Origin of the sequence: Thauera carbonicopians, from assembly GCF_025699485.1 — a bacterium.
Classification (GTDB): domain Bacteria; phylum Pseudomonadota; class Gammaproteobacteria; order Burkholderiales; family Rhodocyclaceae; genus Thauera.
The window spans coordinates 47036-63882 of the sequence record NZ_JANUXN010000014.1; the positions used below are offsets into that span (position 1 = coordinate 47036).

The following is a 16847-nucleotide window of genomic DNA, read 5'->3' on the forward strand; positions in this document are numbered from 1 at the left end:
AGCTTCGTTGTCGCCGACTGCTTGTTGCGATCATCATCGATTTCTATCCGGTGTGCCGGACGGCGGAGCCGTAACGGCCCTACGGCTTGCGAATCCTGGAAGCTGCAATCCTGTCGAGATAGTAGTCGAGTGCGCGCCGGGCGTACTGATCCGTTCTTTCGCCCGGGGAGAGCTTGCGTGCCTCAAGCCAGCCCATATAGATGTCATTGCCGAATGCCTGATGGTCCGAGAGGTAGTCCATGTACATCGGAAAGGTCGCCAGCAGCCGCTTTTGCGGTGCGGGGAGAAACGGGCGCAGCAGGCGGGGCAGGGCGGCAAACCATGCGCTTGGAATGCTCCTGCCGCGGGGGAGTTCCTGGCCGCGCTCCTGCAGGATCTGGCGCACGAGCTCGACCAGGTCTGCAATGCGCGGGGAGCGTTCGGGGCCTGAGCACAGGTTCAGGATGTGTCCCCGGGGCGACTGCCCGTGGCTCGATGCCACGATGGCTGCCGCGACATGGTCGACCGGAATGATGTCGAGCTTCGCGTCGCCGAAATCCGGCAGCAGGCCGGATGTCTTGCGCCCCGACAGGATTTCGCAGATGTAGTAGAAGATCTGGAAGTGGATGATGCGGCCGTCGCGTGAGTCGCCGATCACCATGCTGGGCCGATGGACCGTGATCGGCAGCCCTTCTTTCTCGATGGCTGCGCGGACCAGGGTTTCGGCTTCGGCCTTGGATTGTTCGTAGGTGTTGTGGAAGGCACGGGCTTCGTCGATCCAGGTTTCGGGCAGGATGCCCGGTCGTTTGCCGGCGATGCCGACCGTGCTGACGAACTCCATCTTCTGCAGGGTGTTCCGCCTGGCCAGGGTGCGCGCGAACTCGAGCATGACTTCGGCGGAGCCGACTGCCGAGCGTCGGGCATGGTCCAGCGGATCGTTCATTCTGACGCTGGCGGCCGAATGGATGAGGTGCGTGGTGTCGTCGCACAAGCGGGCGTAGGCGGCGGCGTCCAGGCCGAGCTGGGCTTGCGTGGCATCGCCACGCAATGCTTCCACGCGCTGGCGAGTGTCGTCGCCGGGCGGGAGTTGCCAGAAGTCGTGGAGCGCCTCGAGTCGCTGGGCGAGATGCTCATCCGACTCGGCGCGCAGCAGCACGCGGATGCGGGTGTCCCGGTTCTGCAGCAGCATGGGCACGATGGCGCTGCCGACGGCGCCCGACGCGCCGGTGAGAAGATAGGTGCTCATGGCGCGATGATGACGATGGGGGCTGAACTGGGGCCGTGGTCCGGGATGGCTTCGATGCGGCGGTAGGCTTCTGCAATGCTTTCGGCGAAGTGCTGCGCCACGACCTTGCGGCGCAGCTTCAGGTTTGCGGTGAGTTCGCCGTTCTCGATGCTGAACGGTGTCGATGTGATGATGACGGCGGCTGGACGCTGGTGACTGGGAAGCGATGCGCAGATGGTCCGGACATCACCGGCGATCTGCTCCGGGGAAGGCGCGGACGCTGTTTCGGTGCTGCTGGCCTTTCCCTGCATGAGGGTGATGATGACGACAGGGAAGGGGTGGCCTTCGCCGGTGACGACGGCATGCTCCACGTACTCCAGGCGCTTGATCTCGGCCTCGATCGGGTGAGGCGTGACGCGGCGTCCGGTCGATGTCTTGAAGATTTCGCTTTTCCGGCCGAGCAGCCAGAGGTAGCCGTCTTCGTCCAGGCGGGCATAGTCTCCGGTATGGAAGAAGCCGTCATTGCTCATATTGAGTGACACTGCCTGCGTGCAGGGTTCGTAGCGGCTGCAGACACCGGGGCCGCGCACGAGCAGTTCGCCGTCTTCGGCGATGCGCACCTCGTTCTGGGGGTGGGGGCGGCCGACGCTGCCGGCTCGCGAGGCTTCGAGCGTGTTGAAGGCAATGGGGACGATGTTCTCGCTGACGCCGTAGGCTTCGAGGATCGGCCAGCCAAGTGCGCCGAAGCGTTCGATCAGCCAGACGGGGAGGGGAGCCGAGCCGCTGACGAGGAAGCGCAGCTTGCTGCCCATCACGCGTCTCAAGGGGCTCAGGGCCCGTTTGGCGAACGGATGGAGCAGGCGGAGGTGCAGCGGTGTTCCGGTGCCGAGACTGCGAGCCTTGGTGATCCGCTCTTCGATGGCCCAGGCGGCGCGCAGACCCATCCGGATGGGAGCGGGCTGGGTGTCGATGCGGTCGAGCATGCCGGCATGGAGTTTCTCGAAGAACCTCGGTACCGCCACGAAGAGGCTGGGCTGTATTTCCGGCAGCCGTTGCACGATCTGCTCGGGTCGCTCGACGAAATGTGTCTCGGCGCCGAAGAGGATGGCGCACAGGTTGAGAACGCGCTGGAACATGCTAGAGGGCGGGAGCCAGCAGACCATGCGATCGCCGACGCCTATCGAGGGGAAGCAGTCACAGGTGGCGCGGCAGGCCAGCAGGATCTGGGCATGGGTGTAGGCGATGCCCTTGGGTTCGCCGGTGCTGCCCGAGGTGAAGATGACGGTTGCGACATCCGTCGGCAGCGGGAGGACGGGCGCCGACGAGGGAGGCGATGCGTAGAGTGGGCCGAGCGCATGCGTGCCCGGGGGGGCATCCGGTGCTGCGATGATCCGTATGGCGAAGCCCGTGTATAGGGCATCGAGCCTGTCGAACTGGGCCGCGTCGGCGGTGATGACGATGCGGGGCCGGGCGATCGCCAGGATGTGTCCGAGGTTGCGTGAAGTGTCGTGAGCGTCGAGCCCGACGATGGCCGCACCGAGTCCTAGTATTGCCAGATGGACGAGCTCCCACTCCGGGGTGGTCGGCAGCATGACGGCGACGCGGTCGCCTCGCCCGATGCCCAGATGCTGAAAGCCGTTCTGCAGGGCTCGCACTCTTGCCTGGATGTCTGCCCAGGTGAATGCCGTGGTCGTGCCGCCGGTGCGATGGACATATCCGATGGCGGACGGGTTCGATTGCGCCCGTGCGTCGAGCAGGGCCGGTAGCGTCTGGACTTGCCGAAGCTGGGTGCGGACATCGTCGGGGGCATTGATCGCTCCGTCCGGCTGGCGATGGTGTTGCGTGGTTCCAGGGTTCGAAACCTGGGCTTCGAAGTTGGTCGACGTCCTCTGCATTGCCCTCTCGCTGGCGCTTGTCCACGCGCACGCCGGAGCGTTTGCGCGATATCCGGCCAGGGAATGCCGGTGTGCTCCCCGAGCCAAAGGGAATATTAGCCGACGATGCGCTATTCAGGGAGGATATCCCGTACGAAAGCGGGCTGGGCGGATTCGCCCGGCTCGATGCGTCGGGCGGGGCCCTCAGCGGCCGACCATGTTGTCCCGGTGGATCAGCTCGGGTTCGTCGACGTAGCCCAGCAGCTTCTCGATTTCGGCGCTCGGTTTGCGGGCGATCCTGCGGCATTCGGCGGCGCTGTAGTTCACCAGGCCGCGTGCGATCTCCTCGCCGGCGGCGCTGCGGCAGGCCACGGCGGCACCACGGACGAAATCGCCGTGTACTTCGATGACGCCCACCGGCAGCAGGCTGCGGCCGCTCCGGAGCGCGGCGACGGCGCCGTCGTCGATGATCAGGTCGCCGGCCAGTTGCAGGTGGTCGGCCAGCCATTGCTTGCGGGCCTGCAGCGGCGTGCTGCTGGCGTAGAGCAGGGTACCGACGGCTTCGCCCGCGCCCAGGCGCAGCAGCGGGTCGTGCTCGCGTCCGCTGGCGATGCAGGTGTGGGCGCCGCTGCGGGCTGCGCGCTGGGCGGCGCGGATCTTGGTGATCATGCCGCCCTTGCTGATGCCGCTGCCGGCGCCGCCGGCCATGGCTTCGTACTGGCGGTCTTCGGCGCGCCCTTCCGAGATCAGCGTGGCGCCGGGGTCGCGGCGCGGGTCGGCGGTGTACAGGCCTTGCTGGTCGGTCAGGATGATCAGCGCGTCGGCTTCGATCAGGTTAGCGACCAGGGCGCCGAGGGTGTCGTTGTCGCCGAACTTGATCTCGTCGGTGACGACGGTGTCGTTCTCGTTGATGATCGGCACGACGCCGAGTTCGAGCAGCGTCGTCAGCGTGCTGCGGGCGTTGAGATAGCGGGTGCGGTCGGCGAGGTCTTCGTGCGTCAGCAGGATCTGCGCCGTCTGCAGGCCGTGGCGGGAGAAGGCTTCCTCGTAGGCTTCGACCAGCCCCATCTGGCCGACGGCGGCGGCGGCCTGGAGCTTGTTCATTTCGTGCGGCCGCCTGCCCCAGCCCAGCCGCTGGATGCCGGCGGCGATGGAGCCGGAGGACACGAGCACGACTTCGCGCCCCTGGGTGCGCAACGCGGCGATCTGCCGCGCCCAGTCGTCGAGCGCGGTCTTGTCGAGGCCGGCGCCGTTGTTGGTGACGAGGGCACTGCCGACCTTCACCACCAGGCGGCGGGCGTTGCGGATCTTGGTTCTCATGGTGTCGCGGCGGAGGGAAGAAGGGTCTGCGGGAAAGATCGGTAGGATGATGAGGCGGCTGGAAGGCGGTCAGCGCGCAGCGCCGTCGATGGGTTTGTCTTCGGCGCCTTCGTCGTCATCATCCAGGCTGTCGGCGGCATAGGCCGCATCGGCTGCGGCGCGCTGGGCGTCGAGTGCGGCCAGGCGCTCGGCTTCGGCAGCCTGGCGTTCGGCACGTTCGGCCTCGATGCGGGCACGTTCGGCATCGAGGAAATCCTGCAGCGCAAAGATCAGCGCCTGCGTGCCGTCGCTCTTGAGCGCCGAGATCTCGAAATGGCGCTCGACCGGACCGTAGGTCTCGAGGAAGGCAGCGATGCGTTCGGCGCGTTCTTCCTCCGGAACCAGGTCGAGCTTGTTCAGCACCAGCCAGCGCGGCTTGGCGTACAACTCGTCGTCGTATTTGCGCAGTTCTTCGACGATGGCCTTGGCATCGGCGACGGGATCGGCTTCGGGGTCGAAGGGCGCGAGGTCGACGAGGTGCAGCAGCACATGGGTGCGCTGGAGATGGCGCAGGAACTGGTGGCCCAGGCCGGCGCCCTCGGCCGCGCCTTCGATCAGGCCGGGAATGTCGGCGATGACGAAGCTGCGGTTCTCGGCGGTGCGCACCACGCCCAGGTTGGGCGCCAGCGTGGTGAACGGGTAGTCGGCCACCTTGGGCTTGGCCGCCGACACGCTGCGGATGAAGGTGGATTTGCCGGCATTGGGCATGCCGAGCAGGCCGACGTCGGCCAGCACCTTGAGTTCGAGGTGGAGGCTGAAGCGCTCGCCTTCCTGGCCCATGGTCTTCTTGCGCGGCGCCCGGTTGACGCTGGACTTGAAGTGGATGTTGCCCAGGCCGCCGCGGCCGCCGCGGGCGATCAGCACTTCCTTGCCGTCTTCGTCGAGGTCGGCGATCAGTTCCTCGGTTTCGAGGTTGCGGATCACGGTGCCGACCGGAAAGCGCAGCGTGATGTCGTCGCCGCCCTTGCCGTAGCAGTCGCGGCTGCCGCCGTTCTCGCCGCGCTGGGCGCGGAAGCTGCGGGTGTAGCGATAGTCGATCAGGGTGTTGAGGTTGCGGTCGGCCACCGCATAGACGCTGCCGCCGCGTCCGCCGTCGCCGCCGCTGGGGCCGCCCTTGGGAATGAACTTCTCGCGGCGGAAGGTGGCGGCGCCGTTGCCGCCGTCGCCGGCGAAGACTTCGATGCGGGCTTCGTCAAAAAACTTCATGCCTGATCAACCTTGATCCAAAAATGAAAAAGCCCTACCGCAAGGATAGGGCTTCGATGCTGCAAAGCGCGTACTGCCGTCGATCAGGCCGCTTCGGGCACGATGATCACGGTGCGGCGCCTGGACGGACCCTTGACCGCGAACTGGACGGTGCCGTTCTTCAGCGCGAACAGGGTGTGGTCCTTGCCGATGCCGACGTTGTCGCCCGGGTGGTATTCGGTGCCGCGCTGGCGAACGATGATGTTGCCGGCGAGCACGAACTGGCCACCGTAGCGCTTCACGCCGAGGCGTTTCGATTCCGAGTCGCGACCGTTACGCGAACTGCCGCCAGCTTTTTTGTGTGCCATGTCGGATTACCTCCTGCGCCTTAGGCCGAGATCGCTTCGATGCGAAGCTCGGTGTAGTTCTGACGATGCCCCTGATGCTTCTGGTAGTGCTTGCGCCGGCGCATCTTGAAAATCTTGATCTTGTCGTGACGGCCGTGCGAAACCACGGTCGCCTTGACGGAAGCCCCGGCCACCACCGGCGTGCCGATCTTCACGGACTCGCCTTCACCGACCATGAAAACCTGGTCGAGGGTGATTTCGGAACCCACGTCGGCCGGTATCTGTTCTACCTTGATCTTTTCGCCAGCGGCAACGCGATACTGCTTGCCACCGGTTTTTATCACCGCGTACATGGTGCTGCTCCAGTTGATGGGTTTGCAAAGAATCGCGCACTCTAGCTTTCCGGGCGGGAAAAGTCAATATCGATCAGTGATGTAGGTGAGGGCGTGACCTTTGTCACGCGGCATGCGCCGGCGATGGCCGTTTCCGGTAGAAGTGCCGCGCGGCGGCGATGAGCCGTTGCTATGATCGGCGCCTCTTCAGCAAGCATGCCCGCAATGCCTTTCTCCGCCGAAACCTGTGTCGCCATGCATATCGGCGACCGCCTGGAACAGCAGGATCGCGTCGGCCTTTTCGCGCATCCTAAGCGGCCGGGCATCATGTTGGCGGTGCTGGCCGACGGCATGGGTGGGCACAGCGGAGGCGCGGTGGCCGCCGAACAGGTGATCATGCGCGCCCGGCAGAACCTCGAAACCTACGCGCCGCTGCACGAGACGCCGCGGGATTTGCTGACGAGCGTGATCGACGAAGCGCATACCGTCATCAAACTCACCCGCTTCACCAGCGAAAAGGACCCGCACAGTACCGCCGTCGCATTTCTGCTGCAGCAAGGCAAGGCCTATTGGGCGCATTGCGGCGACTCGAGGCTCTACTGGTTCCGCGGCACCGACACGGCGGCGCGCAGTCGCGACCATTCGCTGGTTGCCGAACTGATGCGCAAAGGGCGGCTCGACGAGGCGGGGGCGCTCAAGCATCCACAACGCAACGTGCTGCTGTCCTGCCTGGGCAGCGAACGCGAGCCGCATATCGAATATGGCGCGGCGGCGTCGCCCGATGCCGGAGACAGCTTCCTGCTCTGCTCGGATGGACTGTGGGCCTACTTCACCGATTTCGAACTGGCTTCGACCATTCAGGCGCATCCACCCCGGATCGCTGCCCAACGCCTGATCCAGCTGGCGCGGGAGCGTGCCGGCGGCGCAGGCGACAACATCTCCCTTATCATCGTCAAACTCGTTCAGCCTGCCGCAGACGCTCCACGGTGAACGCATGCGGGCGGGTCCCGCACGGCATGTCTCGACGACTTCGGGTTCACCCTTGTTGCTGTGGTGCAGCAAATCCGTCTAATGTCCGGGGTTCGCCGGTGTTGCAACGAAAGGTTGCAGGACAAGGATAACGACGGGTGGGGCCGGCGGAACGTGCAACGTGGTCAAACAACAGGGAGGATCGGCCTATGCCTCTGACGATCGGAGTGCTAGCGGAGACCGCTGCGGGCGAACGACGCTTGTCTGTCGTGCCGGACGTGGTCAAGAGATACCTGAGCCAGGGTGCTCAGGTAGTGTTGCAGAAAGGGGCGGGGGTGCCTGCGCATTTCCCCGATGAAGTCTTCGCCGACGTGAGCTTCGCCGACACCGCGGCCGAAGTCTGCGGGCAGGCGGACGTGGTGTTCTGCGTTCAGCCGCCGAGCGAAGAGACGATCGCGGCGATCAAGCCGGGCAGCGTGCTGCTGGGCCTGCTGCAGCCGTGGTCCAGTGCCGAGCGCGTGCGCCAGCTTCAGGAGAAGCAGATCACCGCATTCGCCCTGGAATTGCTGCCGCGCATCTCGCGTGCGCAGAGCATGGACGTGCTGTCCTCGCAGGGCGCGGTGGCCGGCTACGAATGTGCGCTGATCGCCGCCGACCACAGCCCCAAGTTCTTCCCGATGATGACCTATGCCGCCGGCACGATCCGTCCGGCCAAGGTGCTGGTGATCGGTGCGGGCGTTGCCGGCCTGCAGGCCATCGCCACCGCGCGCCGTATCGGCGCCATGGTCGAGGCCTATGACGTGCGTCCCGAGACGCGTGAGCAGATCGAATCGCTCGGCGCCAAGTTCGTCGACACCGGCGTGTCCGCGGCGGGCGCGGGCGGCTATGCCCGCGAACTGACCGACGAGGAGAAGGCCAAGCAGGCCGAACGCCTGGCCAAGGCCGTTGCCCAGTGCGATGCGCTGATCACCACCGCCGCGGTGCCCGGCAAGAAGGCGCCGCGCATCATCACCGCCGACATGGTCGCGCGGATGAAGTCGGGCGCGGTGGTCGTGGACATGGCGGCCGAGACCGGCGGCAACGTCGAAGGCACGGTGGCGGGCGAGAAGACCTGGGTCGGCGACGTGCTCGTCATCGGCCCCGTCAACATCCCCAGCCGCATGCCGGTGCATGCCTCGGAGATGTACGCCAAGAACCTGTTCAACTTCATTTCGCCCTTCATCAAGGACGGCGCGCTGACGCTGGACTGGGAAGACGAGGTGGTGGCCGGCACCTGCCTGACCCATGCGGGCGAAGTGCGCCACGCCGGGGTGAAGCAGGTCCTGGGTCTGTAAGGAGAACCACGATGGAAGGATACGCAGCACTGTACATTTTCATGCTGGCCGCATTCACCGGGTACGAGGTGATCTCGCGCGTGCCGGTGATCCTGCATACGCCGCTGATGTCGGGCTCCAACTTCGTGCACGGCGTGGTGCTGGTCGGCGCGATGGTGGTGCTCGGCCACGCCGACCCGGAAGACCCGGTGCAACTGGTGATCGGCTTCATCGCCGTGTTCCTCGGCGCCGCCAACGCGGCCGGCGGCTACGTCGTCACCGAGCGCATGCTGGCGATGTTCAAGGGTGGCAACAAGAAGGAAGGAGGCGCATAAATGGCGAACTGGTTCATTCAGGCGTCCTATTTCATCGTTGCCGTGGTGTTCATCCTCGGCCTGAAGGCGATGAGCTCGCCGGTGACGGCCCGCAAGGGCATCGTATGGGCGGGCTACGCGATGGTTGCGGCCACCGTCGTCACCTTCTTCACGCCCGATCTGCACAACGTCGGCCTGATGGTGCTCGCCATCGTGTCCGGCGGCGCCGTGGCATGGTGGAGCGGCAAGACGGTCAAGATGACCGACATGCCGCAGATGGTCGCCATCTACAACGGTATGGGCGGTGGTGCGGCGGCGGCGATCGCGGCGCTGGAGTTCGCCCGCGGCGAGATCACCGATCCGGTGGTGGCGACGCTGGCGGTGCTCGGTGCGCTGATCGGCTCGGTGGCCTTCTCCGGTTCGTGCATCGCCTACGCCAAGCTGCAGGGCATCATGAAGAATGCCTTCCGGCTGCCCAACCAGAACCTGGTCAATATCGGCCTGGCCGTGCTGACCGCGGTGCTGGGGCTGGCGATCATCGTCTCCGACACGCCGTCCTCGACCCTGATCGTGCTGTTCTTCGTGCTGGCGCTGGCGCTGGGCGCGATCCTGACCAGCCCGATCGGCGGTGCCGACATGCCGGTGGTGATCTCGCTGCTGAACGCCTTCACCGGCCTGGCCGTGGGCTTCGAAGGCTACGTGCTGGGCAACCCGGCGCTGATCGTCGCCGGTATCGTCGTCGGTGCCTCGGGCACGCTGCTGACGCAGCTGATGGCGAAGGCGATGAACCGTCCGATCACCAACGTCATCTTCACCCCGATCAGCGGTGCCGCCGCCGGTGGCGAAGGTGAAGTGATCGAAGGCACGATGAAGGAGTTCTCCGCGCTCGATGCCGCCTCGGTGATGCGCTACGCCAGCAAGGTCGCCATCGTGCCGGGCTACGGCATGGCGGTGGCCGGTGCGCAGCACAAGGTGTGGGAAATGGCGCAACTGCTCGAAGAGGGCGGCGTCGAGGTGGTGTTTGCGATCCATCCGGTCGCGGGCCGCATGCCTGGCCACATGAACGTGCTGCTGGCCGAAGCCGGTGTGCCCTACGACAAGATCTTCGACCTCGAGGAGATCAACGCCGACTTCCCGCAGATCGACGTGGCGCTGGTGATCGGTGCCAACGACGTGGTCAACCCGGTCGCCCGCACCGACAAGACCAGCCCGATCTACGGCATGCCGATCCTGAACGTCGACATGGCGCAGAACGTCATCGTCGTCAAGCGCGGCAAGGGCGCAGGCTACTCGGGTATCGAGAACGCGCTGTTCTACAAGGACAACTGCCGCATGCTGTACGGCAGCGCGCAGGAAGCGATCGCCCAGGTCATCACCCACGTCAAGGCGCTGGAGTCCTGATCCGGGTGGTTTCCGGCCGGCAGGTGCCGGCCGGAGCTAAAGCCTGGCCTCATCGGGCCGTAAGCAGGAGGATCATTCCTGCTTACGGCCCGATGTCCTTCATGCGTGCATTGCTTTTCCTGAGCCTGTTCTCCGTCCTGCTGCCGGCTGCCGCACAGCAGCCGGCGACCACGGCCGGCGGCATGCCGGAGCCGGCCGCGGCGAAGCCGGAAGTGCCCGAATGGCGCAAGACCGACGGTTACCGCTTTCCCGCCGTGGCAAAGACGGTCGAGGACATGCAGAACCTGGCTTATGCGATGCAGTTGCGGGAGTTTTGCGCCAATGCGCGCATCCCCGACGATTTCGTGCGCGAGCGGCTGAACCGTTTCAGTGCCATGACCGGTCGCGAGGAAGATTGCCGGACGCTGCTCGACTACTGAAGACGCGCGGCCTTCGACGAGCGACATCGGGCGATGTGCGGGAGCTCAGGCCAGGAAGCGCGAAAACGCGTGTGCCGTCATCGGCTGGCCGAACAGGGGGCCTTGCTGCAGGTGGCAGGCCAGGGCGCTGAGGAAATCGCGCTGGGCGGCAGTTTCCACGCCACGGGCAAGCACTTCGAGTCCGAGCGTGTCTGCCAGGCTGACGATGGCTTCGACGACGGCCTCGCTGTCTTCGCTGTGTCCCACGCCCTGGACGAGCCCGGGCGTCAGCTTGATGGCGTTCAGCGGATAACGGCGCAACTGCGGAATCGACGACAGGCCGCGGCCGAAATCGTCGATGGCAAGGCGGATGCCCATTGCCGACAGCGCTTTCAGGGTTGCCAGCAGGCCCGGGCTGTCGCTTTCGAGCACTTTCTCGTCGAGATCGAGCTCCAGCCGTGCCGGCGGCAGATCGTTGTCCTCCAGCACCAGGCGCACGCATTCGGCGAAATCGCCATGCAGCAACTGCTCGGTGGCGACATTGACGGTCAGCCTGGGCGCCTGGCCCTCACTGCCGTGCCAGGTGCGGGCGCTGCGGCAGGCTGCATTGAGCGCCCAATCGCCGAGGCGGGCGATCAGTTGCGGGTCGTGGATCGCGTTCCGGAAACGTCCGAACGGCAGTTGGCCTAGCGTCGGGTGCTGCCAGCGCAGCAGCGCTTCACCGGCGCACAGGTGTTTGCTCCGGGTGTCGATCAGCGGCTGGAAGTCCAGCGAGAATTCGTCCTGGTCGAGCGCCTGCCACAGCCGGGGTTCGAAGCTGCCGGCGCTGGCGTCGGGCCAGATGGCGGCTTCGAACAGGCTGCCCGGGCGGCTCAGGACGCGATGACGTGGATCGAGATGGGCGGCGAAATGGGCTGCCGGCTCCATCGCTGTGCGTGAAGACGTACGGGACGGCGCGCGGGTGCGGGAGCCGGTGGGGCTGAGCACCAGCGCATGGACACCAGGGCGCAGCCGGGGCGCGCAAAGCACCTTGAGTTCGCGGGTGCGTCCGTCCGGCAGGGCGAAGCCGACCTGGCTGCGTCGCTCTCCCTGGATCAGGAGCCGGCCGCGTGCTTCGAGAAAACGCTCCTCGTCCGGGAACAGGGTGGCAAGCGGCCGACCCGCGACTTCCCTGTAGTCGCGTTCCAGCAGCTTGCAGGCCGCCGTGTTGGCGTCGAGGATGAACTCGTCGCCGATGATCAGCAGCCCTTCGTCGATCAGTTCGAGCAGGGCCAGGTAGACGCCCGTTTCGGCGCCTTCCGAGAGGTCGGCAACAAAAGGTTCGTGCTGCGGCGAAGACGGGCGTCCGGGAAGATTCACGAGGAACAAGGCCTGCGGGTGGTGGTGTAGTGATCTACGGCATCGCCGTCAGAATACTTGAACCTCCGTCATCGCCGAGCCGGAAATAGACGCCCGAGTCGCGGCTATTTTCGCCCCAGCCCGCCCAGCAGAACCGCGATCGGCCGCTGGGGCCGGCGCAGGGAGTCGGGACGGGCATCGGCAGCCGGGTGCTCGGAGGCGGACGACGAGGCTGCGGGCTGGTAAGGCTTGCTGAAATCGAAGCCGTCCGCGGCGACCGTCGAACGCGACCGGGGGCCGGTCCGTGCCGCCGGTACGGCGGGCTGGTGCGTCCCCGGCTGGCGCGATCCGCTCTGGCGCGGCGGCCGCTGGCCATCGGTGGCGGCTGCGGCACGGCGGCCGCGCGACCGGCTGCCGGCTTCGAAGAACTCGGGCTCGGGATCGAAACCGGGCACGATCTCCTGCGGAATCTCGAGCTTGATCAGCTTCTGGATCTCGGCCAGCCAGTGCTTTTCTTCGGTGCTGACCAGCGACACCGCGTTGCCCTTGTGGCCGGCGCGGCCGGTGCGGCCGATGCGGTGCACGTAGTCTTCGGCGGTATGTGGCAGTTCGAAGTTGATGACGTAGGGCAGTTCGTCGATGTCGATGCCGCGCGCGGCGACGTCGGTGGCGACGAGCACGCGCAGCTTGCCGCTCTTGAATGCCTCCAGCGTTTCGGTGCGCTGCTGCTGGCTCTTGTCGCCGTGGATGGCGTCGGCCGATATGCCGCTGCGCTCCAGGAAATGGGCCAGCCTGCCGCAGACGATCTTGGTGTCGACGAACACCAGCGCCTGGGTGTCCGGCTGGTGGCGCAGCAGGTGGGCGAGCAGGTTGCGCTTCATGCCCGACGAGACCGGGTGCACCACGTGGGTGATCGTCTCCGACACCATGTTGCGGCGTGCGACCTCGATCAGCTGCGGGTTCTTCAGCATCTGGTCCGCCAGCTTCTTGATCTCGTCCGAGAAGGTGGCGGAGAACAGCAGGCTCTGGCGGTTGGCCGGCAGCAGCGCGAGGATGCGCTTGATGTCGGGGATGAAGCCCATGTCGAGCATGCGGTCGGCTTCGTCCAGCACCAGCACTTCGACCTGGGACAGGTTGATCGATTTCTGCTCGACGTGGTCGAGCAGGCGGCCCGGGGTGGCGATGACCACTTCGATGCCGCGGCGCAGTTCCATCTGCTGCGCGCGGATGTCCACGCCGCCATACACGCATACCGAGCGCAGCGGCAGGTACTTGCTATAGGTCTTGACCGATTCGTACACCTGCATCGCCAGCTCGCGCGTCGGCGCCAGGATCAGCGCGCGCGTCTGGTGGCGGGCGGGCGAGGTGCTGGTGTTGGCGTGGCGGGCGATTCGCTGCAGCAGCGGCAGCGTGAAGCCGGCCGTCTTGCCGGTGCCGGTCTGGGCGCCGCCCATCACGTCGTGGCCGGCGATGACGGTCGGGATGGCCTGGCGCTGGATCGGCGTGGGTTCGGAATAGCCGGCGTCGGTGACGGCTTTGAGCAGTTCGGGAATGAGGCCGAGATCGGCGAAACTCATGGGCGCCTTTGCGTTGAATGCGGCCGGCAGCCGACCGCCTGATTACGAAACCCCGGATTATACACCGCACGGAAAATCGTTACGGGACAGGGGCTTCGCTTGCGGCAGGGCCAGGCCGTTCTCGGCCTGGCCCTGCCCGGTCGGGCCGGCGTCAGCGCTTCAGCGTGAGGAAGGCGGTGACTTCCTCGCGGTCGTGGTAGAGATGCTTGATGCGCAGGTCGAAGGGGCCGACGCTGTTGAGCCGCTTGCGGATCAGTTCGCGGCATTGCTCGACGGCTTCGAGCCGGCGCTTCATCGGCAGCTTGAGGTTGAAGATCGTGTAGCGGCACTTGCCGGTGGCGATCCATTCGGCCATCAGCGAGGCGATGCGCGAAGGCTGCTCGACCATGTCGCACACCATCCAGTCGACCGATCGCTGCGGCCGCCAGGTGAAGCCGTCGGCCTTCAGGTGCTCGACCATCTCGGTCGCCATCACGCTGTCGCGCAGCGGGCCGTTGTCGATCGCGGTCACCCGCAGGCCACGATGGACGAGCTGCCAGGTCCAGCCGCCGGGGGCGGCGCCCAGATCGACCGCGCGCTGTCCGGCGCGCAGGATGTTTTCCCGCTCGCCTTCTTCCAGCAGCGTCATGAAGGCTTCGGCCAGCTTCATGGTCGAACGGCTGGGGGCGTTGGAGGGCATCCGCAGCCGCGGAATGCCCATGGTCCAGGGCGCGCACTGGCCGTCCAGGCCGGCCGCCAGCCAAGCGGTGGTGGCGTCGGTGAACAGCACGTGCAGCACCGGCAGGCCGGTGCGGCTGCTGCGCAGGCAGCCCGCTTTCTCCAATGCCCTGGTCAGCGGTTCGGTGAAGCGCTTGCAGAAGCCCGAACGCTGCTTGGCCTCGTCGGTGTCCGGCGTCTCCAGCACCACGCCGCAGAAGCGCTGGCCGGAGGCCTTGACCGCGTCGACGATCGGCGTGGCGCGGTCGCGCTCGGGCAGATCCTCGACGCGGGCGAAATACGGCAGCAACTGGCGCGCGAAGCAGGGCCGCCGCCAGTCGGTGGCTTCGCCGAAGCTGCCGAGCGGAAGGGGTTCGAAAGTCTCGAAGACGACGTAGCCGGTATCGGGTTGGGCACGAACGAAGCCGATCAGGCCGGCTTCGGCGGCCAGGTCGTCGATCTCGCCGGCCAGTTCCTTCTCGAAGCCGGCGCGGCAATAGCCGATCAGGCCGGAACAGGGCAGGCCGGCGGCGGGTGTGTGTTGGGTCATCGATGAAGGGGGTGCTCCCATCGCGAAATGGGAGCAGATGCGGGGAAAGTGCGGATGATAAGCCCTGCAGCCCGCCAGGGGCAGTGGCGCCGCTACTGTGCGGGCGCCGTGGCGTCGCCCGGGGAGGCGGCCGTGCCGGGCGTGGCCTGCTGCTGGGCACCCGGCACCAGCCTCGATGGAACGGTGTCGAGCTTGTGCTCCATCATGTAATCGTTCATGTCCCGCCAGCCGGTGAATACCGCTGCCTTCTCGGACGATGGGTTGAGCGCGTAGCAGTCTTCGAGCGAGCGCCCGGCATGGCGGCAGGCGCTGCCGACCGCACGTCCCTCCGCGTCCTTCGCTGCCTGTTCGCGTGCTGGGTTGGGAATTTCCAGCAACTCGCCCAGGACGTCGCAGCCGGCGGTCATCGTCAGCGAGGCGGCGAGCAGGAGTCTCGCGAATGTGCGTTTCGCAGGTGCGGAAGGCAGGGCGTGTCGGTGCATGGCTGGTCGGAATGGGCACGGGCTATGGCAGGGTTTAACGGCATCGTCCGCCATATCTTGAAGGCCTGGGGTGAAGGCGTGCGATGTTCCGTCAACAACATCGAGGAGCGCTCTATAATTCTTCGGTTGACCGGTTTTTGCCACCCTTCTTTTCCCGCCGTTTTCCTTTTGCGCCAGGTCCATGAATACCAAACGTTTCAAGACGACAGTCATTGCCTTTGCCGCCCTTCTGTCCGGTGTTGCCATACCTGCGGCGCAAGCGGATGCCGGCGTGCAGATCCAGCTCTTCCATCGGCTGCCCGAAAGCAAGGCAGCGGCGCTGCAGGAGCTGGTCGAGCGCTTCAACGCACAGGAAAAGAACGCCAGGGTGGTGCTGTCCGATGCGGACTGGCGCAGTGCAGCGCCGCACATGCTGATCCTCGAAGGCGAGGACGAAGAAGCCTTCGTCTCCGGCAAGCCGCGCTACAAGGCGCTGCACGCGCTGATGAAGGACGCCGGCGTGCCCCTGCAGACGCTGCGTCCGCCCGCGATGATGACGCGCACCCCGGTCAATGCCAAGGGCCAGCTGCTGGCGCTGCCGGTCGGCTTGTCGACGCCGGTGCTGTTCCTCAACCGCGAGGCCTTGCGCAAGGCGGGGGTGAACGCGGAAGCGCCTTCGGTGGCGACCTGGTTCGAACTGCAGGAAACGCTCGGCCGCCTGGCCGATACCGGCCATGCCTGCCCTTACACCGTGGCCGAGCCGGGCCGCGTGATGGTCGAGAACCTGAGTGCCTGGCACAACCAGCCCGTCGCCAAGGCCCAGGGCAAAGGCAAGGCGCTGACGATGGCGCCGTCCTTCAACGGCATGTTCCAGGTCAAGCACGTGGCGATGATGGCGAGCTGGTCGCGGGCGCGCTATCTGCATGTCTTCGAGCAGAACAGCGAAGCCGAGCAGCGCTTCGCGAGCGGCGATTGCGCGGTGATCGCGGCGTCGTCGTCGAGCTGGGCCGATTTCCGTCGCCAGGGCAAGGTCGATGTCGCGGTGTCGCGCCTGCCGTATTACGACGATTTCCCCGGCGCGCCGCAGAACACCATTGCCGACGGTCCTGCGCTGTGGGCCTCCGCGGGCAAGAAACCGGCCGAATACAAGGCGGTCGCGCGTTTCATCGCGTTCTGGCTGGAGCCGCAGAACCAGGTCGCCTGGCAGCGCGAGACCGGCTACCTGCCGCTGAACCGCGCCGGCCTGCTGGCATCGACCAGCGAACTGCTGGGCGACGACCTCGACAATGTGCGCGTGGCCGTCGAGCAGCTCACCAACAAGCCGGCCACGGCCGAATCCGGCGCCCAGCCGGTGGTCGAGCGCGAGCGCGTGCGCCGCATCCTCGACGAGGAGCTCGCCGGCGTGTGGGCCGACAGCAAGGCCGCCAAGGAAGCGCTGGACAACGCCGTGGCGCGCGCCTTGGCCAGCCACTAGCACGGCGCCGGAAGCAGGTCGCCTGCGCGGCTTGACGCGAGTCGACGCGGGCGCC

At 66.3% G+C, this 16847-nt stretch carries 16 protein-coding genes; 6 read left to right on the top strand and 10 right to left on the bottom strand.

The window, feature by feature from the left end; translation table 11 throughout:
- Positions 1-79: 79 nt before the first annotated feature.
- The 6 genes from NX068_RS15840 to rplU all read right to left on the bottom strand — a co-directional run bounded on the left by NX068_RS15840 (position 80) and on the right by rplU (position 6322).
- On the bottom strand, positions 80-1225 hold the full coding sequence (locus NX068_RS15840; protein WP_263462222.1) for an SDR family oxidoreductase: 1146 nt from the start codon (positions 1223-1225) through the stop codon (positions 80-82).
- Positions 1222-3099 (bottom strand): AMP-dependent synthetase/ligase, encoded by a 1878-nt coding sequence (locus NX068_RS15845; protein WP_263462273.1) that lies wholly within the window; start codon positions 3097-3099, stop codon positions 1222-1224. The genes NX068_RS15840 and NX068_RS15845 overlap by 4 nt, the downstream gene beginning before the upstream one ends.
- A 183-nt stretch (positions 3100-3282) precedes the next feature.
- Positions 3283-4398 carry a glutamate 5-kinase gene (gene proB / locus NX068_RS15850; RefSeq protein ID WP_263462223.1) on the bottom strand — a complete coding sequence of 372 codons (1116 nt, stop codon included), beginning with the start codon at positions 4396-4398 and terminating at the stop codon, positions 3283-3285.
- A 69-nt stretch (positions 4399-4467) separates the two neighbouring features.
- A complete protein-coding gene (cgtA, locus tag NX068_RS15855) occupies positions 4468-5643 on the bottom strand; it encodes an Obg family GTPase CgtA (RefSeq protein WP_263462224.1) in 1176 nt (391 codons plus the stop codon).
- A gap of 83 nt (positions 5644-5726) precedes the next feature.
- Positions 5727-5990, bottom strand: coding sequence for a 50S ribosomal protein L27 (gene rpmA, locus NX068_RS15860; RefSeq protein WP_263462225.1), 264 nt, complete (start codon positions 5988-5990; stop codon positions 5727-5729).
- 20 nt (positions 5991-6010) lie between these two features.
- Positions 6011-6322 (bottom strand): 50S ribosomal protein L21, encoded by a 312-nt coding sequence (rplU, locus tag NX068_RS15865; protein ID WP_068637126.1) that lies wholly within the window; start codon positions 6320-6322, stop codon positions 6011-6013.
- A 204-nt stretch (positions 6323-6526) separates the two neighbouring features.
- On the opposite strand from rplU, the gene NX068_RS15870 reads away from it, so the two are divergent.
- The 5 genes from NX068_RS15870 (at position 6527) to NX068_RS15890 (ending at position 10717) form a co-directional block, all read left to right on the top strand.
- Positions 6527-7291, top strand: a complete 765-nt coding sequence (locus tag NX068_RS15870; protein ID WP_263462226.1) for a PP2C family protein-serine/threonine phosphatase — start codon at positions 6527-6529, stop codon at positions 7289-7291.
- Positions 7292-7479: 188 nt separating this feature from the next.
- Positions 7480-8604 carry an NAD(P) transhydrogenase subunit alpha gene (locus NX068_RS15875; RefSeq protein WP_263462227.1) on the top strand — a complete coding sequence of 375 codons (1125 nt, stop codon included), beginning with the start codon at positions 7480-7482 and terminating at the stop codon, positions 8602-8604.
- 11 nt (positions 8605-8615) lie between these two features.
- Entirely contained in the window at positions 8616-8918 is a 303-nt protein-coding gene (locus tag NX068_RS15880) for an NAD(P) transhydrogenase subunit alpha part 2 (protein ID WP_263462228.1), read from the top strand.
- Positions 8919-10298, top strand: a complete 1380-nt coding sequence (locus tag NX068_RS15885) for an NAD(P)(+) transhydrogenase (Re/Si-specific) subunit beta (protein WP_263462229.1) — start codon at positions 8919-8921, stop codon at positions 10296-10298.
- A 101-nt stretch (positions 10299-10399) separates the two neighbouring features.
- Complete coding sequence (locus tag NX068_RS15890) at positions 10400-10717, top strand: hypothetical protein (RefSeq protein WP_442806754.1); 318 nt, start codon at positions 10400-10402, stop codon at positions 10715-10717.
- A gap of 45 nt (positions 10718-10762) precedes the next feature.
- On the opposite strand, the gene NX068_RS15895 is transcribed toward NX068_RS15890, so the two are convergent.
- The 4 genes from NX068_RS15895 to NX068_RS21270 all read right to left on the bottom strand — a co-directional run bounded on the left by NX068_RS15895 (position 10763) and on the right by NX068_RS21270 (position 15540).
- The gene (locus tag NX068_RS15895; RefSeq protein ID WP_263462231.1) at positions 10763-12055 is read right to left on the bottom strand and encodes an EAL domain-containing protein; all 1293 of its coding nucleotides are present in this window, start codon (positions 12053-12055) and stop codon (positions 10763-10765) included.
- Positions 12056-12159: 104 nt separating this feature from the next.
- Positions 12160-13611, bottom strand: coding sequence for a DEAD/DEAH box helicase (locus NX068_RS15900; RefSeq protein ID WP_263462232.1), 1452 nt, complete (start codon positions 13609-13611; stop codon positions 12160-12162).
- Between the two features lie 151 nt (positions 13612-13762).
- Positions 13763-14857, bottom strand: coding sequence for a 23S rRNA (cytidine(2498)-2'-O)-methyltransferase RlmM (gene rlmM, locus NX068_RS15905; protein WP_263462233.1), 1095 nt, complete (start codon positions 14855-14857; stop codon positions 13763-13765).
- 92 nt (positions 14858-14949) lie between these two features.
- Positions 14950-15540 carry a hypothetical protein gene (locus NX068_RS21270; RefSeq protein ID WP_442806755.1) on the bottom strand — a complete coding sequence of 197 codons (591 nt, stop codon included), beginning with the start codon at positions 15538-15540 and terminating at the stop codon, positions 14950-14952.
- On the opposite strand from NX068_RS21270, the gene NX068_RS15915 reads away from it, so the two are divergent.
- A complete protein-coding gene (locus NX068_RS15915; protein ID WP_263462234.1) occupies positions 15521-16792 on the top strand; it encodes an extracellular solute-binding protein in 1272 nt (423 codons plus the stop codon). The genes NX068_RS21270 and NX068_RS15915 overlap by 20 nt on opposite strands.
- Positions 16793-16847: the final 55 nt, after the last annotated feature.